32 protein-coding genes and 1 pseudogene are annotated in these 26,464 nt (G+C 61.2%); 19 read left to right on the plus strand and 14 right to left on the minus strand.

What is annotated here, in order from left to right; translation table 11 throughout:
* The first annotated feature begins 3 nt into the window (after nt 1-3).
* Nucleotides 4-1,386, plus strand: coding sequence for a hypothetical protein (locus tag ACEWFR_RS16700; RefSeq protein ID WP_374062116.1), 1,383 nt, complete (start codon nt 4-6; stop codon nt 1,384-1,386).
* Nucleotides 1,383-2,540, plus strand: a complete 1,158-nt coding sequence (locus ACEWFR_RS16705; RefSeq protein WP_374062117.1) for a TrkA C-terminal domain-containing protein — start codon at nt 1,383-1,385, stop codon at nt 2,538-2,540. The genes ACEWFR_RS16700 and ACEWFR_RS16705 overlap by 4 nt, the downstream gene beginning before the upstream one ends.
* A gap of 42 nt (nt 2,541-2,582) precedes the next feature.
* Here ACEWFR_RS16705 and ACEWFR_RS16710 read toward each other — a convergent pair whose 3' ends face one another.
* A complete protein-coding gene (locus ACEWFR_RS16710; RefSeq protein ID WP_374062118.1) occupies nt 2,583-4,817 on the minus strand; it encodes an AAA family ATPase in 2,235 nt (744 codons plus the stop codon).
* Between the two features lie 115 nt (nt 4,818-4,932).
* Nucleotides 4,933-5,568, minus strand: a complete 636-nt coding sequence (locus ACEWFR_RS16715) for a helix-turn-helix domain-containing protein (protein ID WP_374062119.1) — start codon at nt 5,566-5,568, stop codon at nt 4,933-4,935.
* 86 nt (nt 5,569-5,654) lie between these two features.
* Here ACEWFR_RS16715 and ACEWFR_RS16720 point away from each other — a divergent pair, with 86 nt between their 5' ends.
* Together ACEWFR_RS16720 and ACEWFR_RS16725 are read left to right on the plus strand one after the other, a co-directional pair.
* Nucleotides 5,655-6,554: a ribonucleotide-diphosphate reductase subunit beta gene (locus ACEWFR_RS16720; protein WP_374062120.1), complete on the plus strand. Its 900-nt coding sequence runs from the start codon at nt 5,655-5,657 to the stop codon at nt 6,552-6,554.
* Nucleotides 6,555-6,827: 273 nt separating this feature from the next.
* Complete coding sequence (locus ACEWFR_RS16725) at nt 6,828-6,962, plus strand: hypothetical protein (RefSeq protein WP_374062122.1); 135 nt, start codon at nt 6,828-6,830, stop codon at nt 6,960-6,962.
* A gap of 22 nt (nt 6,963-6,984) precedes the next feature.
* Here ACEWFR_RS16725 and ACEWFR_RS16730 read toward each other — a convergent pair whose 3' ends face one another.
* Together ACEWFR_RS16730 and ACEWFR_RS16735 are read right to left on the minus strand one after the other, a co-directional pair.
* Nucleotides 6,985-7,230: a hypothetical protein gene (locus tag ACEWFR_RS16730; RefSeq protein ID WP_374062123.1), complete on the minus strand. Its 246-nt coding sequence runs from the start codon at nt 7,228-7,230 to the stop codon at nt 6,985-6,987.
* Nucleotides 7,230-7,661, minus strand: a complete 432-nt coding sequence (locus ACEWFR_RS16735; RefSeq protein WP_374062124.1) for a DUF5796 family protein — start codon at nt 7,659-7,661, stop codon at nt 7,230-7,232. Before ACEWFR_RS16735 ends, ACEWFR_RS16730 begins: the two co-directional genes overlap by 1 nt.
* A gap of 132 nt (nt 7,662-7,793) precedes the next feature.
* Here ACEWFR_RS16735 and ACEWFR_RS16740 point away from each other — a divergent pair, with 132 nt between their 5' ends.
* The 4 genes from ACEWFR_RS16740 to ACEWFR_RS16755 all read left to right on the plus strand — a co-directional run bounded on the left by ACEWFR_RS16740 (nt 7,794) and on the right by ACEWFR_RS16755 (nt 9,910).
* A complete protein-coding gene (locus tag ACEWFR_RS16740) occupies nt 7,794-8,666 on the plus strand; it encodes a shikimate kinase (RefSeq protein ID WP_374062125.1) in 873 nt (290 codons plus the stop codon).
* Nucleotides 8,663-8,998 carry a chorismate mutase gene (locus ACEWFR_RS16745; RefSeq protein ID WP_374062127.1) on the plus strand — a complete coding sequence of 112 codons (336 nt, stop codon included), beginning with the start codon at nt 8,663-8,665 and terminating at the stop codon, nt 8,996-8,998. Before ACEWFR_RS16740 ends, ACEWFR_RS16745 begins: the two co-directional genes overlap by 4 nt.
* 255 nt (nt 8,999-9,253) lie before the next feature.
* Nucleotides 9,254-9,484 carry a hypothetical protein gene (locus ACEWFR_RS16750; protein WP_374062128.1) on the plus strand — a complete coding sequence of 77 codons (231 nt, stop codon included), beginning with the start codon at nt 9,254-9,256 and terminating at the stop codon, nt 9,482-9,484.
* 9 nt (nt 9,485-9,493) lie between these two features.
* Nucleotides 9,494-9,910: a PIN domain-containing protein gene (locus tag ACEWFR_RS16755; RefSeq protein WP_374062129.1), complete on the plus strand. Its 417-nt coding sequence runs from the start codon at nt 9,494-9,496 to the stop codon at nt 9,908-9,910.
* 383 nt (nt 9,911-10,293) lie between these two features.
* Here ACEWFR_RS16755 and ACEWFR_RS16760 read toward each other — a convergent pair whose 3' ends face one another.
* From ACEWFR_RS16760 to ACEWFR_RS16780, 5 genes are all read right to left on the minus strand, one after another.
* Nucleotides 10,294-10,539: a type II toxin-antitoxin system RelE/ParE family toxin gene (locus ACEWFR_RS16760; RefSeq protein WP_374062130.1), complete on the minus strand. Its 246-nt coding sequence runs from the start codon at nt 10,537-10,539 to the stop codon at nt 10,294-10,296.
* A 306-nt stretch (nt 10,540-10,845) separates the two neighbouring features.
* Nucleotides 10,846-12,192, minus strand: coding sequence for an APC family permease (locus ACEWFR_RS16765; RefSeq protein WP_374062131.1), 1,347 nt, complete (start codon nt 12,190-12,192; stop codon nt 10,846-10,848).
* A gap of 846 nt (nt 12,193-13,038) precedes the next feature.
* On the minus strand, nt 13,039-13,425 hold the full coding sequence (locus tag ACEWFR_RS16770; RefSeq protein ID WP_374062132.1) for a PIN domain-containing protein: 387 nt from the start codon (nt 13,423-13,425) through the stop codon (nt 13,039-13,041).
* Entirely contained in the window at nt 13,422-13,667 is a 246-nt protein-coding gene (locus ACEWFR_RS16775) for an AbrB/MazE/SpoVT family DNA-binding domain-containing protein (protein ID WP_374062133.1), read from the minus strand. Before ACEWFR_RS16775 ends, ACEWFR_RS16770 begins: the two co-directional genes overlap by 4 nt.
* 194 nt (nt 13,668-13,861) lie before the next feature.
* Nucleotides 13,862-14,542, minus strand: coding sequence for a carbonic anhydrase (locus ACEWFR_RS16780; RefSeq protein WP_374062134.1), 681 nt, complete (start codon nt 14,540-14,542; stop codon nt 13,862-13,864).
* Nucleotides 14,543-15,031: 489 nt separating this feature from the next.
* Here ACEWFR_RS16780 and ACEWFR_RS16785 point away from each other — a divergent pair.
* The 5 genes and pseudogenes from ACEWFR_RS16785 to ACEWFR_RS16805 all read left to right on the plus strand — a co-directional run.
* Nucleotides 15,032-15,136, plus strand: a pseudogene (locus tag ACEWFR_RS16785) (surface glycoprotein); the annotation flags it as partial.
* A 144-nt stretch (nt 15,137-15,280) separates the two neighbouring features.
* The gene (locus tag ACEWFR_RS16790; RefSeq protein WP_374062185.1) at nt 15,281-17,431 is read left to right on the plus strand and encodes a BGTF surface domain-containing protein; all 2,151 of its coding nucleotides are present in this window, start codon (nt 15,281-15,283) and stop codon (nt 17,429-17,431) included.
* Between the two features lie 149 nt (nt 17,432-17,580).
* Nucleotides 17,581-17,748 carry a hypothetical protein gene (locus ACEWFR_RS16795; RefSeq protein ID WP_374062135.1) on the plus strand — a complete coding sequence of 56 codons (168 nt, stop codon included), beginning with the start codon at nt 17,581-17,583 and terminating at the stop codon, nt 17,746-17,748.
* A gap of 318 nt (nt 17,749-18,066) precedes the next feature.
* The gene (locus tag ACEWFR_RS16800) at nt 18,067-18,420 is read left to right on the plus strand and encodes a MarR family transcriptional regulator (RefSeq protein ID WP_374062136.1); all 354 of its coding nucleotides are present in this window, start codon (nt 18,067-18,069) and stop codon (nt 18,418-18,420) included.
* Nucleotides 18,417-18,752 (plus strand): type II toxin-antitoxin system PemK/MazF family toxin, encoded by a 336-nt coding sequence (locus tag ACEWFR_RS16805; protein ID WP_374062137.1) that lies wholly within the window; start codon nt 18,417-18,419, stop codon nt 18,750-18,752. Before ACEWFR_RS16800 ends, ACEWFR_RS16805 begins: the two co-directional genes overlap by 4 nt.
* Nucleotides 18,753-18,814: 62 nt before the next feature.
* Here the strand turns inward: ACEWFR_RS16805 and ACEWFR_RS16810 are convergent, their stop codons facing one another.
* Together ACEWFR_RS16810 and ACEWFR_RS16815 are read right to left on the minus strand one after the other, a co-directional pair.
* Nucleotides 18,815-20,140 carry an FAD-dependent oxidoreductase gene (locus ACEWFR_RS16810; RefSeq protein ID WP_374062138.1) on the minus strand — a complete coding sequence of 442 codons (1,326 nt, stop codon included), beginning with the start codon at nt 20,138-20,140 and terminating at the stop codon, nt 18,815-18,817.
* 57 nt (nt 20,141-20,197) lie between these two features.
* The gene (locus ACEWFR_RS16815; protein WP_374062139.1) at nt 20,198-21,514 is read right to left on the minus strand and encodes a TIGR00341 family protein; all 1,317 of its coding nucleotides are present in this window, start codon (nt 21,512-21,514) and stop codon (nt 20,198-20,200) included.
* Nucleotides 21,515-21,621: 107 nt separating this feature from the next.
* Here ACEWFR_RS16815 and ACEWFR_RS16820 point away from each other — a divergent pair, with 107 nt between their 5' ends.
* The 4 genes from ACEWFR_RS16820 (at nt 21,622) to ACEWFR_RS16835 (ending at nt 23,919) form a co-directional block, all read left to right on the plus strand.
* Nucleotides 21,622-21,909, plus strand: a complete 288-nt coding sequence (locus tag ACEWFR_RS16820) for a DUF357 domain-containing protein (RefSeq protein ID WP_374062140.1) — start codon at nt 21,622-21,624, stop codon at nt 21,907-21,909.
* A gap of 216 nt (nt 21,910-22,125) precedes the next feature.
* Nucleotides 22,126-23,109, plus strand: coding sequence for a transcription initiation factor IIB family protein (locus tag ACEWFR_RS16825; RefSeq protein WP_374062141.1), 984 nt, complete (start codon nt 22,126-22,128; stop codon nt 23,107-23,109).
* 127 nt (nt 23,110-23,236) lie between these two features.
* Nucleotides 23,237-23,416: a hypothetical protein gene (locus ACEWFR_RS16830; RefSeq protein WP_098726156.1), complete on the plus strand. Its 180-nt coding sequence runs from the start codon at nt 23,237-23,239 to the stop codon at nt 23,414-23,416.
* A gap of 263 nt (nt 23,417-23,679) precedes the next feature.
* Entirely contained in the window at nt 23,680-23,919 is a 240-nt protein-coding gene (locus tag ACEWFR_RS16835) for a UPF0058 family protein (RefSeq protein ID WP_098726157.1), read from the plus strand.
* A 149-nt stretch (nt 23,920-24,068) separates the two neighbouring features.
* Here ACEWFR_RS16835 and ACEWFR_RS16840 read toward each other — a convergent pair whose 3' ends face one another.
* Nucleotides 24,069-24,560, minus strand: coding sequence for a DUF555 domain-containing protein (locus tag ACEWFR_RS16840; RefSeq protein ID WP_374062142.1), 492 nt, complete (start codon nt 24,558-24,560; stop codon nt 24,069-24,071).
* Between the two features lie 146 nt (nt 24,561-24,706).
* On the opposite strand from ACEWFR_RS16840, the gene ACEWFR_RS16845 reads away from it, so the two are divergent.
* Together ACEWFR_RS16845 and ACEWFR_RS16850 are read left to right on the plus strand one after the other, a co-directional pair.
* Nucleotides 24,707-25,633 carry a DNA-3-methyladenine glycosylase gene (locus ACEWFR_RS16845; RefSeq protein WP_374062143.1) on the plus strand — a complete coding sequence of 309 codons (927 nt, stop codon included), beginning with the start codon at nt 24,707-24,709 and terminating at the stop codon, nt 25,631-25,633.
* Nucleotides 25,634-25,693: 60 nt separating this feature from the next.
* Entirely contained in the window at nt 25,694-26,011 is a 318-nt protein-coding gene (locus tag ACEWFR_RS16850; protein ID WP_374062144.1) for a DUF3784 domain-containing protein, read from the plus strand.
* A 33-nt stretch (nt 26,012-26,044) separates the two neighbouring features.
* Here the strand turns inward: ACEWFR_RS16850 and ACEWFR_RS16855 are convergent, their stop codons facing one another.
* Both ACEWFR_RS16855 and ACEWFR_RS16860 read right to left on the minus strand, forming a co-directional pair.
* Complete coding sequence (locus ACEWFR_RS16855; RefSeq protein ID WP_374062145.1) at nt 26,045-26,293, minus strand: hypothetical protein; 249 nt, start codon at nt 26,291-26,293, stop codon at nt 26,045-26,047.
* A complete protein-coding gene (locus tag ACEWFR_RS16860) occupies nt 26,293-26,460 on the minus strand; it encodes a hypothetical protein (protein ID WP_374062146.1) in 168 nt (55 codons plus the stop codon). The genes ACEWFR_RS16855 and ACEWFR_RS16860 overlap by 1 nt, the downstream gene beginning before the upstream one ends.
* Nucleotides 26,461-26,464 lie beyond the last annotated feature (4 nt).

Raw genomic sequence — 26,464 nt, forward strand, 5'->3', positions numbered from 1 at the left:
CCGATGATCGAAACGACGACCGAACTCATCATCGGTATCGCGTTCGGACTGGTCGTCGGGATCGGCCCCGCGATCGCTGCCGGAGCCCTCGGTGCTGTCTTCAGCGCCCGCGGCTCGAGGCTGCCGTTGCCCGCGAGCGTCGCGCTCGGCGTGGCGCTCGCCGCCCTCAACGGCTACTTCGTCGGCGTGCTCGAGCCTGGTCTCGTTCGAACGCAGCTTCCCCGCCTCGCAACCGGGACGCTCGTCGTTGCCATCCTGACGGTGTCCGCGGCCAGTCAGGGCGAGCGCGTCGCGTCGGAACTTCCGTTCGGAGCCGGGCGGCCGACCCAGCGAAACCGGTCGCTCGCCGCTGCGGCCATCGACTCGGTCGATGCGATGGGACAGGTGACGGTCCGAACGACGGGGCGAATTCGTGATATCGACGGCTATCAGTCGCTGTCGCCCGACGTTCGGCAGGCACTCGAGGCGGACACGTGGCGATTCCCCGCCGATCTTCCGTTGTCTGCGCTCGAGACGCGACTCGAGACGCGACTCCGAACCGAGTACGAACTGGCTGCCGTCGCCGTGTCGATCGACGGGCGCGGCCGGGCGACCGTCGCCGCCGCACCGGAATCCGGCGATACCGCGACGGCAGTGCCCGATGGCTGGCGCGCTGTTTCGATTTCGGCGCTCCTTCCGACTGGACTGCGATCGGGTGACGATGTCGCCGTCCACGTTCGAGGCGAGTCGATGACGGCGACCGTTCTGAGCGCCAGTCGACGCGATCAGTCCGGGCACGGACAAGCTGGCCCGTCGCTCTCGGACGATCTCCCAGTATCGAGGCCAGCCACCGATTCCGGAGCCGGGTTCAGCGAGGGAGAGACAATCGAGAACGGGAGCCGTCCAGCAGTTGGGGCGACGAACGCGGTCCCGCGCCCGACCGCCGAAACGGTCGGTGGCGAGGGTCGCGTTACCGTCGCCGTTCCGTCCGCCGACGCCGACTCGCTACTCACTGCTGATCGCGCCCGAATCGCCGTCCCCGCCAGTGGACTGGACGCCGACCGCCAGGCTCTGTCCCGGCTCGAGCGAGCGGATTACTCGGTTCGTCGCGTATCGTTCGGTGCGGTGAGGGAATCCGTCGATACGGGCGACGGAGCGACCGACGAGACGATCCGTGTCCTCGCGGCGAGCCGCCCCAACGCCGACGGCGACGGCACGGGGCCGACGAGCATCGATCCGGTCGCCGAACGGGAGACGTGGTGTCTCGACCCCGATGTGGCGACGCTCGACGACCGGGACGACGTGTTCGTCGTCGGGGAGCGAATCGAGTTACAGCGGCGGATCGACGATGAGTGCGAACCGACGCCGCGTTCGACCGTTATCCCGGCACTGGAGGGTGAATCGTGACCGAATTCGTCGTCTTGCAGACGGCAGTCTCCGAGTGGACCGAAACGGCACTGATCAATATACTCGGGTTCGCACTGATCGCCGGCATCGTCACGACCACAGTTGCGTTCGGGTATCGGGCCGTGAGTACGCGAGGGGCTCCGGTCGGCGTCGGCACGTTCGCCGGACTCGCCGTCGTTGCGGGCTGGCTGAACGCCGCCGGTCTCGAGCAGGCGACGATCATCGACGAAACGCCGCTCGTCCACCACGCGACCGCGACGTACGTCCTCGGCGCGGTCGTCGTCAGTGCGATCGCCGCCGAGATCGGCCGACGAATCGGTGACGAGGTCGCGCGTGACGTCTTCGATATCACCCGGCTGGCGGCCACCGGCGAGATTGCCTCACTCGTCCGATCGGCGCGGCTCTCGATAGCGATCCAGTTACCCGAACGAATCGATGATGCGGCGGGGTATCCGCCGGTTGATCCGTCGATCAAACGAGATCTCGCCGGCAGGACGGTGTTGGTCCCCCAGATCAGCGACGAATCGGCACTTCGCTCTCGACTCGCGACCCGCCTCGAGCGCGATTACGGTCTCGGCCACGTGTCGATCACGGTCGGAGCAGACGGGACCGTCGAGCGGCTCGCGATCGGCGGCACTCGCTCTCGAATCGGGTCGAGCCTTCCGACGGGAACCGTCGCGATGGCGATCCGTACCGATCCGGCACCGACCGCAAGCGTCGGCGATCCGATCGAGGTCTGGACATCCGAAGAGGACTCGAGTCGACTCGCGGCGACCGGAATGGTACGGGCCACTGCTGGGGATGTGGCGACGATCACAGTCGACGCCGACGCCGCCGACCGACTCGCCGATTCCGGCTCGAGCTATCGACTGACGACGCGGTCGGAACCGCCGAACGACGGCGACGGGCTGTGTTCCGTGCTCCGTGCCGCCGACGAGACGGTGCGATCCGTCACGGTCGAAGACGGCGGCACCCTCGACAACGTGTTCGTCGGCTGGCTATCGGGGATCGTTCTCGTCGTGGTCCGCGACGACGAGGTGATTCCGTTTCCGGACGATAACGAGACGCTACGGGACGGCGACGAACTCTCCGTGCTCGGAACGGCCGGTGAACTGGCCTCCCTCCCGCCGAACGAGGCGGGTACCATGCACTGACAGTCCGGCTGTGAGTAACGGCCTGATGACGATCGATTCGGTTCACGTTCGGTCGGTCGAGTCCCGCGCGACCTCGAAGTGTCGTCGCTCGATTCGGACCTCGTCGGCCCGCTCATTGGCCGTTTCGGGGTCTGACTCCGCGGCCACCTCTCGAATCGCCCGCATCGAGGCGTCTCTGACCAGCGCCTCGAGATCCGCGCCGGTGTATCCCTCGAGTTCGGCCGCGAGTTCGTTGACATCGACGTCGTCGGCGAGCGGTTTGCCCTGCGTGTGGACCGCGAGGATCTTCTCGCGGGCGTCCAGGTCGGGCTCGCCGACGAAGACGTGGGTGTCGAGTCGACCGGGTCGGAGCAGCGCCGGGTCAATCTGATCCTTCCGGTTGGTCGCGGCCAGGACCACGAGATTAGGGTTCTCTCGCATTCCGTCGAGTTCGGTCAGGAGCTGCGAGACGACGCGCTCGGTGACCTCGTGGCCGTCGCCTCGAGCGGCCGCGATAGCGTCGAGCTCGTCGAAGAAGACGATCGACGGGGCGGACTGGCGGGCGCGTTCGAACACCTCGCGGATCGCCTTCTCCGACTCGCCGACGTAGCGATCGATGATTTCGGGGCCGTCGACCCGGACGAAGTTGACGTCGGTCTCGCCCGCCAGTGCGCGCGCGAGTAGCGTTTTCCCGGTGCCGGGCGGGCCGTACAGCAAAACGCCGGAGGGCGGATCGGTGTTGGTCTCCTCGAAGAGTCGATCGTAGGTCAGCGGCCACTCGACCGACTCCCGGAGGGTTTGCTTTGCCTCGTCGAGACCGCCGACGTCCGAGAAGTCGGTCGTCGGCGACTCGGCGACGTACTCGCGCATCGCCGACGGTTCGACGGACGCGAGCGCGGCGTCGAAGTGGTTCTTTCGGACGGTCGGATTTCGGTTCCACTCGCGGCGGTCGTCGGTCTCGGTCGGCCGATCGCGGATGGCTGCCATCGCGGCTTCGCTCGCCACCGCATCGAGATCCGCACCGACGAAGCCGTGGGTCCGGCGTGCGATCGCGTCGATATCCACGTCGTCGGCCAGCGGCATCCCACGGGTGTGGACCTCGAGGATCTCCCGGCGGCCCGTCTCGTCGGGGACGCCAATCTGAATCTCGCGGTCGAAGCGGCCGCCGCGCCGGAGCGCGGGATCGATCGCGTCGACGCGGTTGGTCGCGCCGATGACGATCACCTCGCCGCGACCGTCGAGGCCGTCCATCAGCGTTAGTAGCTGGCCGACGATCCGATTTTCGGCGTCCCCGTCGTCGTCGCGCGTGCCGGCGATCGAATCGATCTCGTCGAAGAAGACGATCGTCGGGGCCTCCTCGCGAGCCTTCTCGAACGTCTCTCGGAGCTGTTCTTCCGATTCACCCTTGTATTTCGACATGATCTCCGGCCCCGAGATCGTCACGAACTCGGCGTCAACCTCGTTGGCGACGGCGCGTGCGATCAGCGTCTTCCCGGTGCCGGGTGGGCCGTACAGCAGGACGCCGGAGGGCGGTTCGACGCCGAGGCGTCTGAACAGTTCCGGCTCCGACAGCGGGAGTTCGATCATCTCGCGAACCAACTCGAGTTCCTCGTCCAGGCCGCCGATGTCCTCGTAGGTGACGCCGGATCCCGGCTCGAGTTCGGCCGTTTCGGTCTCGAGTTGGGAGTCGGAACCGGTCGGCGCCCCGGCTGATCCGTCCGACTGTCGGCCGCGACCGGTGGATTCCGTCGTGCTCGAACTCGGAGTGGCGTCCGGTCCAGACTCGAGGTTGGCGAGCCGAACCGTCGTCGTGCTCGTGATTCGAACGTCACCGTCGGGATCCGTGTCGGTGACCCGGAACGGTTGCTGATCGATCCCCTCGATCCGAACCTGCTCCCCCGCACGGACCGGTCGATTGCGGAGTTTCTCCGCCGCGCTGCTCTCGGCGGCTCGTCGCTGACTCTCGGCGAGTCCCGGCGGCGCGACGAGCGTCACCCGATCGGCGTCGGCGATGGTCGACTTGTCTTTCGCCCGGACGGTAACCGTGTCACCGACGTGAACGCCGGTGTTCGCTCGGGTATCACCGTCGACCTGAATGGCGGTGTCGGGGACCGACGGATCCGCGGGCCACATCTTGGCGACCGTGGACTCCTCGCCATCGATCACGACGGCGTCGCCGCTGAGAATGCCGAGCTGTCGCCGCACCGGTTCGGGAATTCGCGCGACGCCCCGGCCGGCGTCCCCCTTTTCGGCAGCGCGAACCGACAACGTGACGCCGTCCGATTCCGACGAACTCATACCCGTTCCTTTCGGGCCGGTCGTCTTGAGAATTGTCCCATCGGACGCCGCTGCATGCACACTGAATCCGAGGCGTTGTCGGTTGCTCCGAGGCGGTGCCGTCGGTCGCTCGCGGCTACAGCGCGTTTTCCAGCAACCGGTCGATTCCGCGCCGGAGTCGCTCGGACGCCGACGGTGCCGAAATCCCCAGTCGATCGCCGATCTCCTCCGTCGATGCCTCTCGCGGGACGTCGAAATAGCCCGCATCGCGGGCTGCGACGAGCGCCTCGTACTGTTCGGGGGTGAGTCCGAACGGCGGATCGTCGCTCGACGATTCCCGAGTAAGTCGCTCGAGTTTGAACGTTCCGCCCCGATCCGTACAGAATATTCGGTACTCCGCGAGCGCCTCCCTGTCCGGGAACCGCGCTCGGGCCCACCAGCCGTCGACGGTCACGATCCCGCCCAGCGGCGTGGTTCCGAGTTCGACGTATTTGCGGTAGATGGGGAGCGGCGGATCGCGTAACCTGATCCGGTGCGTCGATCCGCCGCCCGCACCGTCTACCGCCGTGTGTGTCTCGACGGTGGGATCGTCCTCGAGCGCGGGCCCGAACTCGTCGTCGGCGTCGTCGACCGCTCGGCAGAGGACGACTGGTCGATCGGGATCGTCGACGAGAATGCGGTCGATGTAGACTGTAATCTCCGGGACGGCCGCCACCGCGCCCGTCAGCGGCAGGTCTGGGGAGTTTACCTGAAACTCGGCGATGAGGCCCATACCCTCTCTTCGATCCGTTCCCACTTAAATGCCCTAATACGTGAGATATAGGTTAATCGGACAGCGATGCATCTGTTCGGGTGAGAATGGTCACTAACGAGCCGTCGATGCAACTCGAGACCGGAACCCGATCGCACAACTACTACCGAAATGCGGTTGAGAAGCACTGGGATCCCCACGAGATCGATCTCGCGGCGGACGTAGCGGGAGCGGCCGAGCTCCCCGAGCCGGCCTTTAGGGGGCTCAAGCAGTCGCTCGCGCTGTTCGGCGCGGGAGAGGAGTCGGTGACGGAGGATCTCGCGCCGCTGGCGGTCGTCCTGGAGGATATCGGCGACCAGATGTTCATCACGACGCAGCTCTACGAGGAGTCCAAACACACCGACTTCTTCGATCGGTACTGGCGCGAAGTAATTCACACCGAAGAGGAACGTCGCGGGCAGGAGCTTTCGTCGCCGACCGACGAGAAGTGGTTCAACGAGCCCTACGACGAACTGTTCGAGCGCAACGAGCGGGCGATGGCACTCCTCCTCGAGGCGGACACGCCGGAAAACCGCGCGAAGGCCCACTGTCACTATCACCTGACGATCGAGGGGATTCTGGCCCAGACCGGCTACTACGGACTCACCCTCGCGTACGGTGAGAACGAACCCGAACTCCCAGATCTGCCGGGATTAGTCGAGGGGCTCAAACTGATTCGCAGTGACGAGGGACGCCACGTCGGCTTCGGGATGGCGAAACTCAAGGAACTCGTGAGCGAGGGCGACGTCGATCCCGACCTCCTCCGCGAGACGGTCGACGAACTGGTGCCGCTCGTCCAGGAGAGTCTGACGAGCGACGATGGGGCCAGCTCCGAGGGGGGTCCCGGTCCGAGTCCCTCCGACCTCGCCGACTACGCGTACACGAAACACGAACAGCGAATGCGCCAGATCACCACGGCGAGCGAGCAGATTCCGGACGTCGAGGAACTGACCGAACTCGACGCCTGACGACAGCGGTTCGTGAGGGGGCTATAGTAGCCACTGAAACGAATTACACACTAATCGCAACGTCGTTATGCGATTAGGTGTGCAGTGACCTTCAGTGGCTACTATCGGAAGTATCGTAGACCTTCATCGAGTCGGAATACAGGACCGAGAGACGCGACCGAGTCGAGAATCACGGAACTCCCGGTTGGTGACAATACTCCCTCCCTGTCGTCGTTCGGTCTCGCTGCAGCCACCGGAGAAACGCCTTTTGTCGTTCGTGTTCCATCCTCTACCATGGTAGTCCAGACCGAACGCGACGACACTACCTGGTACGAGTGCGAGACCTGCGGGCTCCTCTTCGACGAGAAGTCGGACGCGACGGAACACGAGTCGCGGTGTGACGACAGCAATCCGTCCTACATCCAGTGACTCAGCCGGGAGCCGGAGCTCCTCACTCGAGGCGCTCGCGGTGCTCGTCGGCGAGTTCGCGGGCCTGCTCGAGCGTATGAGCCTCGGTCCACCGGACGCGGTCGCCGTCGCCGTATGCCAGCACGCTCTTGAGTTCGTCCCGAAGAACGCCATGGTCGACCGCCAGTACCGTTCCTGAGGCGTCGCCGAGTTCGTAGACGCCGGGCCGGTCCGGCGCGGCGGCGACCGTCTCCCGCTCAAGGTCGCGCCAGGGTTTCTGCAGTGGCATCAGTCGGTCGCCTCGACGAGTTCGTAGGCGTGTTCGCTCATCTCGTCCTCGGCGAAGACGAAGACGCGGCCGTCGACGACCGAGAGGTCGGCTTCGACGCGGACCGAGTAGGCTTCCGTCGCGACGGTGACGCCCGGGAACAGTTCCTCCTCGTCGTCACGCTCGAGCATCACGCGGCCGACGCCGGTCGTCTCGAGGATGTCATCGTGCGTGTTGCGATCGTTGACGTACGTCATGACGCCCTCGACTCCGTCGGGGTCAGTGACGAGGACGTGGACTTCCTTCCCCGGCGGCGTCGTCAGCGGTCCGTCGACGGGTTCCGGCGGACCGTGGTAGAACACCTCTCGACCGTCGTGGTACTCGACGACGACGCCACCGTCGACGAGATCGACGCCGATCGTACTGGGGGCGACGTTGTTCCGTGCGCTCATGGTCTCCGCTTCGGTCGGATCGGGGAAAAACGGTGCGTTCTCCGGTCTCATCGCTTCGCAAAGGAGCGGTTTCTCCATCGGTCGGTCTCGAGGATCGTTAGCCGTAAGTACGCCTGCTGAGAGTGTCCGTGTATGGATGGCCGCGCTGTCGCCCCCGCAGCCGGGACGGTACTTAACGCACTCGCGACCGGAACCGGATCGGCGTTCGCGATCGACCTCGAGACGACGGCATCCGTCGAGCTCACGAACGACGGCGAGATCGTCGGTACGATCGCCGGCAAGCCCCAGGCTGACACGACGCTCGTCGAGCGCTGTGCCGCGATGACGATCGTCGAGTACGCCGAGCGGGCCGGGCTGGACGAGACCGACGTGGGTGCGCGCATCGATACCGAGAGCGAGGTCCCGATGGCCTCCGGACTGAAGAGTTCCAGCGCCGCGGCCAACGCGACGGTGCTCGCGACGCTCGACGCCCTCGAGGTCGCGGATTCGGTCGAACGGATCGATGCCTGCCGACTCGGCGTTCAGGCGGCCCGCGAGGCCGGCGTGACGGCGACGGGCGCGTTCGACGACGCCAGCGCGAGCATGCTCGGCGGCGTGACGGTGACCGACAATACGGCCGACGCGCTGCTTGTCCGCGAAGAAGTCGACTGGCACGCACTGGTTTATACGCCGCCCGAACAGTCCTACAGTGCGGACGCCGACGTGTCGGCCTGCGAGCGCGTCGCTCCGATGGCCGACCTCGTCGAAGAACTCGCGCTCGAGGGACGCTACGGCGAGGCCATGACCGTCAACGGCTTCGCTTTCTGTGGCGCACTCGAGTTCTCGACGGGACCGATGATCGACGTCTTACCCGACGTTACCGGGGTTTCGCTCTCCGGAACCGGACCGAGCTACGTCGCCGTCGGCGAGCGGGAGACGCTCGAGAGAGTGAAACCGCGATGGGACGAGCGCGACGGAACGACACGACTACTGCAAACGCGAACGGACGGAACACGAACGACATGACTCGAGAGCACACTGAGACGGTGACGGATGGCGGAATCGACGAGGAGGATCGTACGCCCGAAGAGATGGACCTCGACGAACTTCGCGAGGAGATCCGGACGATCGATCAGGAGATCGTCGAACTGATCGCTCAGCGAACCTACGTCGCGGACACGATCGCTGCGGTCAAGGACGAACAGGGGCTGCCGACGACCGACGAGAAACAGGAACAACAGGTCATGGAGCGGGCCGGCGACAACGCCGAGCAGTTCGACGTCGATGCGAATTTGGTGAAGGCTATCTTCCGGCTGTTGATCGAACTGAACAAGGTCGAGCAGCGGGAGAGCCGGTAGTCGAAAAGCGGTTGTTAGAGCACATCTAGCCGCGCATTAGTGGATTTACGTGTCGGTTTTTGACGCCACCTTGGGAATCTTGGACTCGACGAGCAGCCGGAAGATCGGATACCCGTCCGTATTGAACACTCTACCAACTCCGCTCACGTCTCCCGCCCAGTCTTGGCGAGAGAACCACCGCGAAGCTGGCGGTCAGTTCTTGTTGCTGTATTTTGACCCAAAGACACAATATTCTGTGTATACATAGCTTCTTGTATGCCCAGTATCACCGTCAATGTCGACGACGACCTCAAAGACCGGATGGAGAGACACCCGGAGATCAACTGGAGCGAGGTCACCCGACAGGCCATCCAGGAAAAAGTCGAGACACTCGAGGTGATGGACGAACTCACGTCCGGAAGTGAACTCACCGAGAGCGATGTCGCCGACATCGCCGACAGAATCAACGAGAGCGCACGCGAGCGCGCCGATGAGGAATCGGAGTAGTTTCGACGAATGAAGCTGGTCGTCGATGCCAACGTCGTCATCTCCGCGCTCATCGCTGACTCGAAAACTCGTGAACTCATTGTCACGCTCGAAGCCGACCTTTTGACACCCGAGTTCGTCCACGACGAGATCGAGAACTACACGGAGTTGATCGTCGAGAAGTCCGGCATGAGTCCAGAGCGAGTCGCTAAGTTCGTCGATCTTCTCTCTCAGTACATTGAGGTCGTCCCCGCCGACGAGTTCTATCCGCACATCGAAAAGACCGAAGCAGCGATCAGTGAAACTGATCCGGACGACGTGCTGTACGTCGCCTGTGCTCTTGCCAGTGATGCAGACATCTGGAGCGACGACACTGATTTTGACGAGCAAGATATCGTCGATACCCACTTGACAACCGACGTGACTAGGTCGTTCGACACGCGCTAGCTAACCGGTATTTCCCGATTGTACGCCACGGTGGGTTTGTTTATATATCGTCTAGTGAAGGTCGCTATGTGCTGTACCCGACAGTATGAGTTTGTGACTAGCAGATATTTTCGCTTAAATTACTAGTATATTTAAGTCACCTGAATAAAGTAGAGCAGCGTGAGAAACGGTAACTGAAAACGACTGTTTTAGACCGTGTATCGCCTGTCCGGTTACGGAATTATAGTAACAACTGCAACTATTTATACACTGATCGCACAGCTGTCGTGCGATCAGGTGTGCAGTGACTTGCAATGGCTACGATACCTTCCAGTAGCTGTTCTCCGAATTCGCGGTGGATGACTGATGTTACAGTTCTATCGCTGAGCCGCTCTGCCTCGTCTTTACGGAAATTCGTCGTAGATCGGTGACCTGTGACCGACCATACCGACCTGTATTCGTTGGTTTTCGCGGTCGAACCGAACTATGGCCCGGTAGTCACCGATCCGTAACGACTGCCACGGCTTCACGCTGGTCAACGGTTTGGCGAAGTCGGGCGAGTTGCGGAACTCGTCCGAAACCACGTCGTCGAGTGCTCTGAGTCCGTCCGCCGCTCGGTTCGAGAACTCCCACGTCCACTCCTCACTCATCCGTGCCGGACTGTTTGCGGGCCTCTTCTGCACTCACCGTCTTGCCCTCCTCGAACTGTCATTTACTCTCCAGCAGGTCTTCAAGCGCCTGCTTGGAGAGTACTGTCGCTCTGGGACTGGTACCGTCCAGTTCCCTGTCGAGCGTAGCGTGCTGAACATGGAAAACGAGTTCTGCAGCGCATACTCGGTAGAGCAGAGCTCTAACAGTGGCGACGTATTCTAGAATTCGTTACATAGTCGTGCTGGAGAGAGGGTATGTCGTGGTGAGACCTCCGCTTCAGCCTCGATGAGCTGATCTGAGATTGATCACCGTTCGCCATGGATCTCAGGGTCGAACGAATAGCGCTCTATGTAGAAGAACTCGAGCAGGAAGAGAGAGCCGAAAATACCGACGATCCAGAGCAGTAATTCGGTGTCAGTCCGATAGAGGTGATAGAGGACGATCGGAATCGCGGTTACCGTACCAACTAGGCCGAGTGCGGGAAAGAGACGGTTCGATCCCGTCTCGTCGGCGAGTTGGAGGTTGACGAAGTTCGCGACGGCGTCAGCGATCAGGAAGGCGACTGAGCCGAACTCGGTGATCTGCTTGAGTGTCCCCAGTGCGGCGAAAGCCGCAGTCAGCCCACCCATCAGCAGCAGCGCGTAGACGGGGATTCCCTCGCGGTTGCGGAAGGAGAACAACCGGGGAATGGCACCTTCAGTTGCGATCTCGTGGACGAGCCGAGAGGTACCAAAGAGCGTCGCGTTGATCCCTGAAGATGTGCTCTTCATCGCCGACAGGATCACGAGCACGAATCCGACAGCGCCCAGGAGTGGAATGTTCGAAACAGCAGCCGCGAGTGCCGTCTCCTCGTGGGCGATGAGCTGCTCGGGGGATAGCTGGAGCGTGGCCATGAACGACACCGAGACGTAAATCAGGATGGCAATTGCGATTGAAACGTACATCCCGATTGGAAGCGTCTGCTCGACGTTTTCGATGTCGTCATAGTCGTAGACCAGCAGCTGAAAGCCTTCGTACGAGACAAAGATAATCGCAAAGCCTGTGATGGGACTAAGATGTCCTTTATTGAAAAAGTCAATCGAAATGGGATCACCCCCGTAGAAGGCGATTCCGAGCGTGGCAAGCGAGAGCAGGATGATGATTTTAATGTAGACGGCGATGTCCTCGAACAGGCCGGTCTCGTGAACGCCGGAGAGATTCAGCCCGACGAAGGCCCCGACCACGAGAACCGATATGATTGGACGAAGGAACTGTGGCAGTTCGATTCCGACGATAGCCTGTGCAGCAGTGAGCGTGTACGCACCGAAGGCGAACGCGTACATCGCCATCACACCGACATACCCGACGACGAGAACCCAGCCAACGAAGCCTGCGATATGCACGTTGTCCGTTGCGTGTTCGACGAACGTGAACGCTCCACCGTGTTCCTCGTAGTGCAACGTGAGTTTGAGATACGAGTACGCAGTGAGGAGCGTGATGACGCCCGCAATGAGATACGAGAGCGGAACAGCATTGCCCGCTTGTCTCATCGCGATGCCGAGCACGGCGTAGATTCCACCCGAGACCATGCCCCCGACGCCCATCGCAACGACCTCTACGAGACCAAGTTTTTCTGAACGGTTTCGCCGCAGTAGGGAGCGAAGCGAAGTCATACGATATCGTGGTCAGTAGTTTGGTCTAGTCTTCGGATTGGCTGAACAGATTATATAACCAGGCGAGAAGATACGCGCCGACAAACCCCATCTGCGAACGCCCAGACAGCACCGACTACCAACCCCTGATTGCTCGAGTCATAGCCCAGATACACATCGGAGAGGAGATCGTGCCACTCACCCCATCCTTGACGTGCAGTCAACCCGAGCATAACAACGGCCCTGGCCCAGAGCGAACCCGTTGCTTTTCCAAGTACTTCTCCATCTACACGACGGGTAGTCAGGGCGCTCATAATTTTGGGTCCGTCGGTTCTCCACTTAGTTAGTCACTCTCGTTCCGTTGTTCGGAACAGTAGTCTTGGACTACAGTTAGTGATCTACTTTTTCAATAACCGCAGCAACCGCTTTATGACTCAGAGGGAATCAGAACTCAACAGAGGAACTCAGCAAGTACGACGCGGATCAGGAGACTGCTTCTCGATACAGTCGCCGAATAACTCTAGCCGGCCTATACCGAGTTATACACGGGAATTAGCGTCTACTGTGGCCACTTCTCTCACGGCTTGGTAGAGACGCATCGGGATCGCCTCTGCCCACATGCTATAGTAGCCACTGAAACGATTCACACACTGGTCGTATAGCTGCCATTTTATCAGGCGTGCAATGACTTTCAGTGGCTACTATAGCTACGTATTAGTGAGGTCGGTCGATTCTCGACGCCACCATACGAAATTCAGACTTAATGAGCAACTGGAAGATTCGACGCAGGTCTGTTGCACACGTGGCCACGACAACCACTACGAGTACCACGTTTCGTTCAGCTGTGACTATATCCTCCGTCTGGAGTTATTCCTCGTCGGTCGGTTCGAGTGGGACTTGTTCTACCTCGATATCTTCGTAGTCCTTCTCAGAGGAGAGTACGTCCATCCCTCGCGTTTCTGCAGTCGCCGCGTGGAAGGCGTCGAACGGCGTCATTCCCTCATCGTAGTAGTTGACAGCTTTCAGAACTACTTGTTTCTCTTCCTCGTTCCGCACAGGTACGAGTTCGAGCAGGTTCGCCACCAGCGGAACGTAGTCGAACTCGTAGCGTTCTCGGGCGAGGAGGAGTTCGAGATACGAGAACGGTGACGTTTCGATGTCGTACTCGCCGAGTGCATCCTCAGCGGAGCCCTGTAACCAATCCGTGTCTTTGGCGAGTGCGAGCAGGAAATCCGTTTCGACGTACACCGTCATCTGTCGCCGCCGGCTTCCTCAGCCTCGTCTTTCGCCTCCGCCTCGATGTTCTCTCGAATTTCCTCGACTGATGCATCGTGAAGCTCGCCTGCCGCCTCGCGGATAGCGGCAAGTGGGTCATCCGCGACCGGAATCAACTCGATTCTGTCCTCGTACATGACGATGTGATACTTCTGGCCGTACTTCTCGCGCACCTCTTTTGGGAGATATAGCCGTCCCTGTCCATCCGTCTCTGCTGACATAGCTGCGACTAGGTTACCATGGACAAAAGAATCTTACCACTAGCGTATGGCTGATGGTACTCATCAAAACGTTTCAATCGTATGTATGGTGTATTTCATCCATTTGAATAACGGTGAACAGCGAGAGTCCCGTTACACCAATCCGTTTTCGGCGAGTTCGACTCAGCCAGCGACCGTACTGACAGGAGTCCGTCTCAGTACTCCCAGCGGCGTTCGATCCGCGACTCGAGGTCCGGATACTCCTCCCGGAGCGCGTCGACGTCGGTTTCGCCGTCGACGTTGATGACGTGGACCTCGCCGCGATTGCCCGAGTACACGTCCTGAAAGTCGTAGACGACACCGATAATGTCGACGGTCGCCGGGATATCGTCGCTTTCAGCGAGGAACTCGACCTGTCGATCGACGTTGTACTCGACGAGCCGATTGATGGCCGCCGTTCGGTCGACGTCGTCGGGGAGGAGTTCGACCCCCGGCTCGAGGTGGGGCTTCAGGAGCTCGAGGCAGTGACTGATCCCGTCGGGTTCGGACAGGCCGTCGGTCAGATCGTCGTAGGTCGCTGTCACAGCACCGCAGCCCGTGTGACCCACGACGACGATGGTCTCCGTGCCGGTGTGTGCAACCGGATAGAGGACGTCGCCGGAGACGACGTCGCCCGCGTCCGTGCGCTGGACGACGCGATTGCCGATGTTGCCGCACGTGAAGATCCGGCCCGGTTCGTCGTTGCCCCACATGTGATCCTGGAGGACCCTCGAGTCGGAACAGCAGACGGTGACGACGCCCGGTTCCTGGGACTCCTGAACGTCGTCGAACTGCGATTTGTGCGTTTCGGCGTGGTCGGTGTTTGCCTCGAGCAACTCGATGAATTCGCGGTGCATGGGTAGCCGAAGGACGGTCCGGACTATAATTCCTAGTTTTCCTGTGATACTGGCGGGGTCTCCGATGCCCCGGTCGTAATCGCCACTTGTGTTCCGCAGACCTGACAAACATGGTTCCTCCCACGAGACCTCACGCGAGGGCGGATCGCGCCCCAGTCGAGCGACGCGATCGACGGGGGTAGCATCGGGTTACCATCTCGGTAGAGCGGATTGCTCGAGCGACTATCACTGAAGATGAACTGTTTCGATCGGCCAAAACGTTCTTCGCATTTCGCTACGGCCCCGTCGCAGTCGGGCGGTAATACACTTTTTACACATGTCGCCCTCATAATATGTGAGACAGAAAGCTTATTACGGAGTTGTCTAAAGAACTGATTACCCCTACCCGGTGTGAGTCGACCAAACAGCCCGGTCGGACGGTGCTGGGGTGGACTCGCTCTCCAGGTGAATCGCGCGCTAACTAACACAAACGAAAACTAACAATACATAATGACAAGCGAAACGGACTATCGCAAAAAGGGACGTGCAGTCGTCCTGGCAGCGCTAATGGTCCTCTCCGTTGTGGCAATGACGGCCTCCTTCACTGGTGCCGTCGCAGCAAGCAACCATAACGAACAGACATTCAGCGATAACGATCGCTACTGGCAAGGACAGACAGTTAACGTAACCGCTAATGATACGGATGCAGAATTTAGCGGGACTTATAACGACTCAACCGGTACCTTCGATGGTAGCTACATGTTCGAGATCCTCAACAACGATACGCAGGATCTTGAGCGACAGATTTCCGTCGAAGATACTGATGATTCCTTCCAGATCGATACAACGCGGTTCAACAATGGCCTTTACGACATTACCGAAGATGGCGATGTCGTGGCGCAGTTCCGTGTTGACGAGCAGAGTCTCGACTCGACCGTCCTAACTGACACGCCTGCGACGCTCGGTTCCAACGTCACCGTTGAACTCGACTCCCAGCGCAGTGGATACGATGTCGTCGTAACATCTGACGACCTCGATCAGGACGAGCTCGAGCACGCTTTCCGTCACACCGATAACACGGTGGAGAACGACAGCGCTAACAGCTACCTTGAAAGCGACGAGATCGTCATCAAAGGTGTGAACAGCATTGATGAAGTTGATGTCAACCTCGACAGCAGCCAATTCAATGCAGGTACTTACTCGTTCGATTTCACCGCCGCTGACACCACTGCGAGTGACAGTGTCGAGATCGAATACCAGAGTCCTGCGGACGAAGACGTTGTCTTCGACTCCAACACCTACGAACAGCACATTGGTGACAACGCCGAGTTCACGGTCCAGCCGACCAGCTCGACCGACACCACGTACGTTAACCTCTCAGAAGAGGGTGGCTACTATGACGTCACGCTCGAACTGTCCAACTACGACGACGCTGAAGAAGTGACAGTCGATTTCAACACGTACCGTGCAAACGAGACGACGATGGGTACGAACGGCGGCCCTGACGTGTTCACGTCAGAGGAAGCTGACGTGGAAGTCACGTCGCTTGACAACGGCATCAATAACAACCGACTGGTTGCCTCGGACTTCGAACTGGAATCCTACACCGAGGACCCAGCCACCGGTGCTGACGAGACCGACGCTGCAGTGCTCATCCTGAACGAGCGATCCACGGACGATCTGACCACGTGGACCGCCCCGTCGAGCTACAGTGTCTCTGATGACCTCGACAACATTCTCGAGGATGCAACCCAGACTGATTCCGTCGCTGAGAACGACCTCCTCATCACTGAGGTTGAAGCCTCGGGTGTCTACGGATACCTCACCGACAGTGACGATAACCTGTCGACGGCTGACGGTCTCACGATGAACTTCTCGGACACGGAAGACCCAACTTACGGCGACGCCCCTGAGTTCTCGGTTAACGAACTCATCGACAGCGGCAACGCCAAAATCGTCCCTGATGCCGAGAATGACACGTTCTACGTTGTTGCCGACGTCACCGCGCATGGCGACGTTGGTACCGACGAAACCTGGAATGTTGACTTCACGGTGTCCGAGGACAACGCATACGTCGAAGAAGACAGCGAGGAAAGCCTCGATCAGGACTTCGATGTTGAAGAGCGAAACATTGAGTTCAGCAGTGAACTCAACGAGGACGACCAGCTCCCGATCGAGAACAGTGAGGACTCGGAAGTGGCCGTCGAATCGAACGTTGCACCCGGTACGGAAGTCACCTACCGACTCCGCTTCCCGACGTACGTCGCTGACGGCCAGGCTGTCATCGGTGATGATGGAATGGCCTCCGCGTCCTGGGACTTCAGCGACCGTCAAGCCGGCGAAGAACTCGAATTCGCTCGTGCAGGTGTCAACGGGGCATCCACTGGTGAAGTCGACGCGGTCATCGTCGCTTCCGAACCCGAACCTGAAGCAGACATCTCCGTCGAGGGTGTCGCACCCTCTGAGGTCGAAGTTGGTGAAGACGCCACGCTCGACGTGACCGTCACGAACGACGGCGACGCCGAGGGTACTGTCAACTTCACTGTCACGATGGGCGACGAGACCGTCGTTCAGGAAGAGATCACTGTTGAAGCCGGTGGCACGCACGAAGTCAGCGAAGACTTCGACACCAGCTCCGCAGGCGACATCAGCTGGAGTACCTCCGCTGGCGACGCCAGTGACTCCGGTACGCTGACCGTTAGCGAGTCCGACGGCTCCGACGGTAGTGACGGATCCGATGGCTCCGACGGTGACGACGGCTCCGACGGTAGTGACGGATCCGACGGCTCCGACGGTGACGACGGCTCCGATGGAGACGACAGTGACGATGGTACGCCCGGCTTCGGTGTCGGCGTCGCTCTCGTCGCACTCCTCGGCGCTGCCATGCTGGCACTCCGCCGCCAGAACTAAGCTGTAGAACTACCGGCTTCGGCCGGCCCTAATTTCCGCGGTTTCTTTTATCGGACGTTACACCGACCAGCGACAGCGACCGATGTGGCTCCCCTCGACTCACTAACGCCGCTCGGACACGCGCTCGTATCAGTCCGAAGCGTGGCTCTTTGAGGAGACGAGACACTGGACTCGAGTCACGGACCGATGCTGACGATGCGTTCGATGAGGCGCGGTTTCGACTCGCGATCGATCCGAGTCCGTCTGCGGAAGCGTTGATCGCTGCAAGAACTGATGTGATCGAACCCGCTCGAGCAGAAGACCTCGAAGACGAGTGATCGCTACGTCTCGGCGTACGATGGTATCAGGTATGGAGACTCGAGAACGCAGTCCGTCTGGCGCGAATCGAATTCCCGTTCGACCAAGCGAAGTCCAAAATTAGGTATGACAGAACCGACAGTCGCTCTCCCGCTCGAAGAAGCTCAGTCGTCCGCCGCTGCCGGCTCCACTTCCTCGACGCTCGAGTCGGCTCGCTCGAAATCCTATCTCTGTCTTCCTCGAGTTCATATCGACCAATTACCAGTGGGTACGCACGGAAGTACCATACATCAGGTACAGAGGGTACAACTATATGCTCGGCATCGCTAGTACCCACTATGTCCATCGATATCGACCGTTTCAATGAACGCAGCGAGGAGGAACTCGAGGAGATGAGTAATCCCGAGCGGGTACTCGTGTTCCTCTTCGAAAACGATGATCGTGCCTGGAAGGCAACAGCGATTGCCGACCGGACGGATATCAACCGGAACTCGATCAATACCGTCCTCGCTCGACTCGAAGAGCGGGACCTCGTCCGCCACAAGGGGTCGTACTGGGCGGTCACGAACGACACGGAACGGCTGCGGAAGGCGTACGATATCCACCGAGCGAATCGACTATTTAACGAGCGCTACGGGCCGGAAGATCGCGAGGAGTGGGTCGAACATGCCGCCGAGCGAGACGATCGATGACGTACGGTCGCGGCACGATTGTCTACGGTGACGATCCGTTCAAAGGGCCGGAAATGGCTCGTCCCTGGCTCGTACTCAATACCGCAGAAATGCCGTTTCACGGGGATCAAGACATCTGTCTCACGCTTTCGACGAAGACGTGGTACGACGAACGGATTCCAATCGTCGACGCTGACATGGTCAACGGCGGACTCCCGGACGAGAGTGCGATTCTACCGTGGTCGGTGATGGCGATCGATGCAGCCGCTATCGATCGGGAACTCGGAACGCTGGACGAAGCAGTCGTTGACGACGCTGTCGCTACTCTCGTCTCCTATCTCGGCCTCTACTGACGCGTGGACAACGAAGATGAATCCAGAAACGCGGAGTCAAATGCAGTTCCGATGAAAAACCGTCAGTCGTCCGCCGCCGCCGGCTCCGCTTCCTCGACGCTCGAGCCGGCTCGCTCTAGATCTTCCAGATATTCGTCGGCGTCCAGTGCCGCCTTCGACCCCATCCCCGCCGCAGTCACGGCCTGCTGGTAGTGGTAGTCGACGACGTCGCCGGCGCCGAAGATGCCCTGGACGTGGGTTGCGGTCTGGCCGCCGCCCTCGCCCCCTTTGGTCTTGAGATAGCCGTCGGCGTCCATCTCGACGCCGGTCTCGGTGAGGTAGTCGGTGTTGGGAGTGTGGCCGATGGCGAAGAAGACCGCGCCGACGTCGAACTCGAACTCCTCGGTCTCGGGGTCCTCGAGGCGGTCGGTGGGATGGCCCTTGTCGTTTTCGACGAGTGTGACGTGGTCGACGCCTCCTTCCTGCGAGCCGTGGATCTCGGTCAGTTCGGTGTTTTTCATGATCTCGATCTCGCCGTCTTCAACCTTTTCGTGGACGCGGTCGATCCAGTAGTCCTCCGCGCGGAACTCCTCGCGGCGGTGGGCGATGTAGACGGTGTCGGCGAACTTCGTGAGGAAGGTGGCTTCCTCCATGGCGGCGTCGCCGCCGCCGACGACGAGCATGTCCTCCCCGCGGAAGAACGCGCCGTCACAGGTCGCACACGTCGAGAGCCCGTAGCCCATCAGTTCGTCTTCGCCGGGGATGCCGAGCGTGCGGGCGCTGGCACCCGAAGCGGCGATGACGGCGTCGGCGGTGTAGACGTCGCCGTCCGCGAGCTCGACCCGGAAGGGGCGACTCGAGTCGTTGATCGTTTCGATGATGCCGTTTTTCAGCTCGGCACCGAACTGGGTGGCCTGTTCTTTCATGTTGTTGACCAGCTCCGGGCCGCCGATGCCGTCGGGAAAGCCGGGGTAGTTGGCGACGTCGGTGGTCAGGGTGAGCTGCCCGCCGGGTTCGTCGCCCTCGATGACCAGCGGCTCGTTGTTCGAGCGGCCGGCGTAGATCGCAGCGGTCAGCCCGGCGATGCCGGTCCCGGCGATGATCATCGTGCGGTGTTCGACGATGTCGCTATCAGCTTCATCGGCAATGCCGAGCTTCTCGTCGAGTTCGCCGTTCTCGTTGAGCGCGCTGGTGTCGTCCCAACCGCCGATCAGTTCGTCATCGATGAACACTTCGGGGGCGGTCTTGCGGCCGTCCGTACGCTCGACCATTTCCTCGAACAGTTCGTCGTCACCGGTAACGTTGTACGTGTCGTACTCGATGTCCTTGCTGTCGAAGAGGTCTTTGGCCTTCTCGCAGTACGGACAGTCCATTTTGGTATAGATCTCGACGCGTGGCTGGTCGCTCATATCTCGTGTTTCGAATAGAGTGCCTAAACCGCTTGTGCTCTCAGCAATCGATCCCGCTTACTGTGACGGACTTTCGGTGTCGTCCGCCGTCGTTGCGCCCTCGACGAACTCGACGGAGACCGTGATCTCGCGGTCGGTTCTGTCCTCGAGCGCCGTTTGAACCGATTCCACGAGGGTGGGATACGGTTGGTCCGCGGGCCGCTGGACGACGACCGTGACGCCCGTCTCGTCGCTGACGAGGCCGCCGTCGTTGAACTCGGTCCGCACTTCGACCAGCTCGAGCCCGTCGTACTCCTCGTCGCTCAGGACGGTTCTGATCTCCTCGTTGACCTCGTTGTCGAAGGCGACGTGGTGGCCGAGGACGATACCGGCACCGGCGACGACGACCGCGCCGAGGACGAGCACGACGGCGAGGGTGCCGACGCGGTCCCGGGAGACGTTTCCGCGGAGCGTTCCCGCCGTCCAGTTCAGCGGTCGGTAGCCGAGGTACCAGAACACGACGAGTCCCGCCAGAAGGATCGAGGCGGCGTTGACGGCGACCAGAACGAAGGCGCCGAGCGCGACGGGTGCATGGCCCCAAGCCAGCCCGATGCCGACCGCGGCGGCGGCCGGGATTAACGCGACGGCGATCATCACGCCGACCAGTGAAACGGGGATCGCCGTCGCGAGGCCGAACGCGCCCGCTGCCCCCGCACAGAAGCCGACGATGAGGGCGAGTAGACCCGGTGAGATTCGGTTTTGCACCTGAGTGATGGCGGTGATGTCGATCGTCGAGGGGACGGCTCCGCTGAAGCGCACCAGCCAGGCGAACGCGAAGGCGCTGACGATCGCGACGACGAGTCCGATCGTCAGCGACGAGAGCCCGCCCCGGACCATCTCCCGGTCGTCGAGGACGAGCCCTACGGTGCCGGTGAGGGCCGCGCTGACCTGCGGGGCGATGACCATCGACCCGACGACGATCGCCGGCGAGTCGAGCAACAGGCCCGCCGTCGCGACGATCGCGCTCAGGACCGTCATCGCGTAGTAGGTGAGTCGACTGGGAGTCATGTTCAGCGCCCGCGTCCGAATCTCCTCGCGAGCGATGCTGTCGTCCGCCTCCTCCCCGTTGACGTAGCGCTCCTCGAGTTGTTCTATCTGCGGGGTGCGTGCGGTCTCGATCGAAGAGACGACGATGAAGTCGTCGTCGATGCCGACCTCGCGCAACGACGTAAGCACATGGTCGACGGCCTGGGTCGGGAGCGGAAACGTGACCAGATCGCCGTCTGACCGGTCACTGTTCTCGGCGGTCAACACGTAATCGATGTCTTCGTCTTCCAGTACCCGGAGCGCTTCGTCCCGCGTGTCGTCCGGGACGAACACCTGGAGTAGTCGCACTCTCGAGAGCCACGATGGGCCGGGCCATACGTATACGGTAGTTAACCCGAGCGGCTTCGACGCGGACGCGACGACGCACTTACGGGGCCGAGCGACGAGGATCGACCATGGCTGCCGATCTCGAGGAGAAGACGAACCGGTACGGCGAGTTACTCGCGGAGGCGCTCGAGGCGGCGACGATCGCGCCGCCGGAGGGGACCCCGATGGCGGAAGCGGCCGCCGACTGCTACGAGATGGCGTCGTCGTATCTCGAGGACGGGACCCACTTTCGAGAGCGGGGCGATCTCGTCAATGCGCTGGCGTCGTTTTCCTACGGCCACGCGTGGCTCGATGCGGGGGCCCGCATCGGATTGTTCGATGTGCCGACGGAGGGCCACCTCTTCACCGTCGAGTAGCGGAATTCACTCGACGTGTGGAACCTGTATCCCGCCCCTGCTATCCAACACGATTAATAACTATGTAACCGGAACATATATACCAGTAATTGCGATTAGTTTATAAAGTAGGCGAAACCTTTATATGCCTTACGGCCTAACTCTATGTTAGCTGCGGCGACCGGGTTTCTTCTGGTTACCCCACCCGGGAGCCCCAAGTAACTCACCCGATACACTATGACAGATACCAGCATCCGAACCTATACGAACGACCGAGAGACCGAAACCGAAGCGGAGGAAACCACGGCGGTTTCCGACGAGCAAGAGCACTGTCCGGAGTGTGGCGGCCGATTGGTATCGGACGACGAACACGCCGAGACCGTCTGTACAGACTGCGGCCTCGTCGTCGAGGAAGACGAGATCGATCGCGGCCCCGAATGGCGAGCCTTCGACGCCAGCGAGAAGGACGAGAAGTCCCGCGTCGGCGCGCCGACGACGAACATGATGCACGACCAGGGGCTCTCGACGAACATCGGCTGGCAGGACAAGGACGCCTACGGCCGCGCGCTTTCGAGCCGCCAGCGCCAGAAAATGCAGCGCCTGCGCACCTGGAACGAGCGATTCCGCACTCGCGACTCGAAAGAGCGTAACCTCAAGCAGGCCCTCGGCGAGATCGACCGGATGGCAAGCGCGCTCGGCCTCCCGGAGAACGTCCGCGAGACCGCGTCAGTCATCTACCGCCGCGCGCTCGAGGAGGACCTGCTTCCGGGCCGCTCGATCGAAGGCGTCGCGACTGCGTCGCTGTACGCGTCCGCCCGACAGGCCGGCACGCCGCGCAGCCTCGACGAGATCTCGGCCGTCTCCCGCGTCGAAAAGATGGAACTGACCCGCACCTACCGCTACATCATTCGGGAACTCGGCCTCGAGGTCAAGCCGGCCGACCCCGAACACTACGTGCCCCGGTTCGTCAGCGACCTCGATCTCTCCGACGAGACCGAGCGGATGGCACGGGAGCTGCTCGAGTCGGCTCGTCAGGAAGGCGTCCACAGCGGCAAGTCGCCGGTCGGCCTCGCGGCCGCCGCGGTCTATGCCGCCGCCCTGTTGACCAACGAGAAGGTCACCCAGAACGAGGTCAGCGAGGTCGCCAGCATCTCCGAAGTCACCATCCGGAACCGCTACAAGGAACTGCTCGAGGCGTCGGACACGGCCGCACCCGCGTAAACCCGAAATCGACGACTGAAACGTCGTGTGACGGCTGTCATCTGTCGCGTCGTACCGACGCGGGTGGTGCGTTCGACCGAGCGAGACTGCGACAACGTTTTTGACCCCTCGTGTGCACATATGTAGCATGGATAAAACGACCGTCCAGCTGTTGTGCCCCGAATGTACGAAAGATTGGCAGGTTTCTCCGGACGAACTCCCGACGCCCGCCGAAATGTTTCACTGTCCGAACTGTCACGCCTCTCATCGTACCGCCGAGTTCATGCGGACGGATCGCGATCTCCAGACGTTGAAACAGCTCGGATAGGCCGATCGAAACCGCATTTTCGCCGCCGGTGCTCCGAAGTAGGTATCCGTTACGTTCCGTCGATAGCCTTTCAAAAACTATAGCGAAAGCAGCTATTACGCCCGTAAATACGGTCGTACCGTACTCCCATCGTCTGACTCCGTTCGCGTAGGCACCGCATTCGAATCGTCTCCGCCGATGACACACCACTCGGCCGACACGGGTCGCGTGTTAACGCAACTCAAGATAATAATATAACCCTGCAGTGGGTAGAAGAGGATGGTATGAAGAAGCAGGAGCTCATTCACCTTCACGGACTTCTCGCGGAGGTATCCAATCAGTGTGCAGAGTGGGATAACTGTGAGATCGATCTCGGCGAGTACGAAGCCAAGGGGATTCGACCGACATCGATCCACAAATCGAAAACAGATCATAAAGCCGCCGTTTTTGCGCTTGCTGGGGGAATCACGATGAACATGCGGGAAGGTGAGCAGGAAGAAGCTGTCGCCGCAACTGCGGACTGAGATTCTCGACGTATCCTTGGACCATCGACACCGCCGACTGGCAAGACTCGGCGCATCGCTCTCTGCTCGAGGAGATCATCACCGACAAATAGCGGACCTGTGGATGTGCAATTCGGTAGTAGACGTGGACCAAGCGGCCGGAGTAACCGTTACTCGACCAGGTCCTCGAACTCGGGGAGGATTTCGTCGTCCGCGTCGTCCTCGGTTGTGTCGTTCTCGTCGGCGTCGCCGGTCGAATTCGTGGTGGTCGACTCGTCGTCGGGAGCGGTCGTCTCTTCGTCGGCCGAATCGTTCGCATCCTCATCGTCGTCCAGAACCTCGACGTGCATGACCTCGAGCGGGATGTTCTCGAGGAGTTGGCCGATTTCCTTTCGTGCGATCCGCGAGGCGTGCTCCTCACGCTCGACGTTGAAGACAGTCATCTCCAGTTCGAGCGCGACGAGCGCTTCGTCGGCCGCGATAAACGCGGGGGGAAGCTCCTCTCCCGACGGGGAGGTGCGTTCGCCCATGTTGATCTCGACGTAGTTCAGGTCAGGGTTCAACATCTCACCCGTCTTCGAGATGGCGATTCGGATCGCCTCGTCCGCCGTTTCGACGTCGAAGACCGGCACGGCAGCTTCGACCACAACCCTGCAATCCATACACAGACATTGCATCCCCTCCAGTAAGAAGGTTCGCCCCACGGCGGGACTATCGCCGTGTGGCTGTCGGGCGTGGATCGCGGACCAAGTCGGTCAGAGCGTCGGTTCGAAAGGCAAAGGGCCCGCGGGATCCAAGGTGCGACCGAATGGAAACGGGGACGATCCCAATCGACGAACTCGCTGGCGGACTCGATCTGTACCGAACCCTCGAGAGCGGACAGAGCTACCTCTGGCGGCGAGAAGACGGTGAGATGTATACCGACACGGTGGCCCCCGGCGCGTGGTACTCGACGGTCGTTGGCTCGGACGCCGTATCCGGCGGCTCGGATGCCGCCAACGGGTCCACCGGTGACGTGATCCGCGTCCGGATCCGCGACGGCGACCTCGAGTGGGAGTCGACGATCGATGCCGAATCGCCTGTGCGCCGGTTGTTGCGCCTTGCGGACGATCTCGAGGCGATCGTCGCGGCCGGACCGGACGATCCGCTGCTCCGCGAGGCGTACGAGGCCCACCGCGGAATGCGACTGGTCGCGGATCCGCCCTTCGGCTGCCTGATCTCGTTTATCTGCTCGGCCCAGATGCGCGTCGGACGGATTCACACGATGGTCTCGACGCTGGCCCGCGAGTACGGCGACGAGATCGATTTCGACGGCGAGACGTATCACGCGTTTCCGACGCCGGAACAGCTCGCGACCGCGACCGAGGCTGAACTCCGCGAGCTCGGTTTGGGATACCGCGCTCCCTACGTCGTCCGGACCGCCGAGATGGTCGCCGGCGGCGAGGCTCATCCGGCCGAGGCGCGCGATCTTCCGTACGAGGACGCACGGGAGTACCTGACGCGGTTCGTCGGCGTCGGCGACAAGGTGGCCGACTGCGTACTCCTCTTCTCGCTGGACTTCGACGAGGCCGTCCCGCTTGACACCTGGATCAAGTCGGCGATCGAGGAGTACTATCCCGACTGCGACCGCGGGACCTACGCCGACACCTCTCGAGCCCTTCGCGAACGGCTCGGGGGCGAGTACGCGGGGTACGCCCAGACCTACGTCTTTCATCACCTCCGGACCGGCGCATAGGGACGGTGCCGAACGAGACACCCGGGACGATTTTTATGAATGGATTGTCATTATTGCCGTATGGCGACAGGCACAGTCATCGGCCTCCTTGCATCGGCGGTGTTCATCGCCACACTGGGAATCCTCATCAAGTACTTCGGGATGGTTCGACTGATCGCGGGCTACGACCCGGACCGGGTCGCAGACGAGGACGGACTGGCGAATTTTATCGGTACCAACGCCCTCTACGTCGCCGCGCTCGTCTTGCTTGTCGCGATCGTCGAGTATACGGAGCCGTTCGGCGGCTCCGAGGCGATCTGGATCGCATTCGTCGTCGGTGTCGGACTCCTGACCGCCCGGATGATCCGCGGCGCTCGGCGCTACGAAACCGCCGAGTGAGGGCGAGAGCGAGCGGCGAGGCCCAGCCGTCCACTACTCCTCGTAGTCCTCTCGGCCGGTAACGGCCCAGTAGGCCTGTGAGACCAGCGTGATCGCAAAGATGACGACGAGTCCTCCCGCGACCCACATCGCTAGTTGCTGACCGAGCAGATAGTACGCCAGCGCGCTCGCACCGACGACGAACAGCACTGCACCGACGAGCAACTCGAGCAACTCCCGAACCGACGCATGGCTACTCGAGACGTCGAGATACTCCTCTTCGAAGCGGTCGATGATTCCCATTAGCAGAATTCCCCGAGCGTGGGCTGGTCTCGCTTCAGCGGCCGCGCCCGATAGCCCTCCTCGCTCTCGAAGTGACTGCCGTCTCGATGCCGTACGGTCACTGGACGTGATAGGGGCTCGAGGATCGTCCCGTTGTCGCTTCGCCGCTCGATTCCCTCGACTGTCATCCTT

Origin of the sequence: Natrinema sp. H-ect4 (assembly GCF_041894845.1) — an archaeon.
Taxonomy (GTDB): Archaea; Halobacteriota; Halobacteria; order Halobacteriales; family Natrialbaceae; genus Natrinema.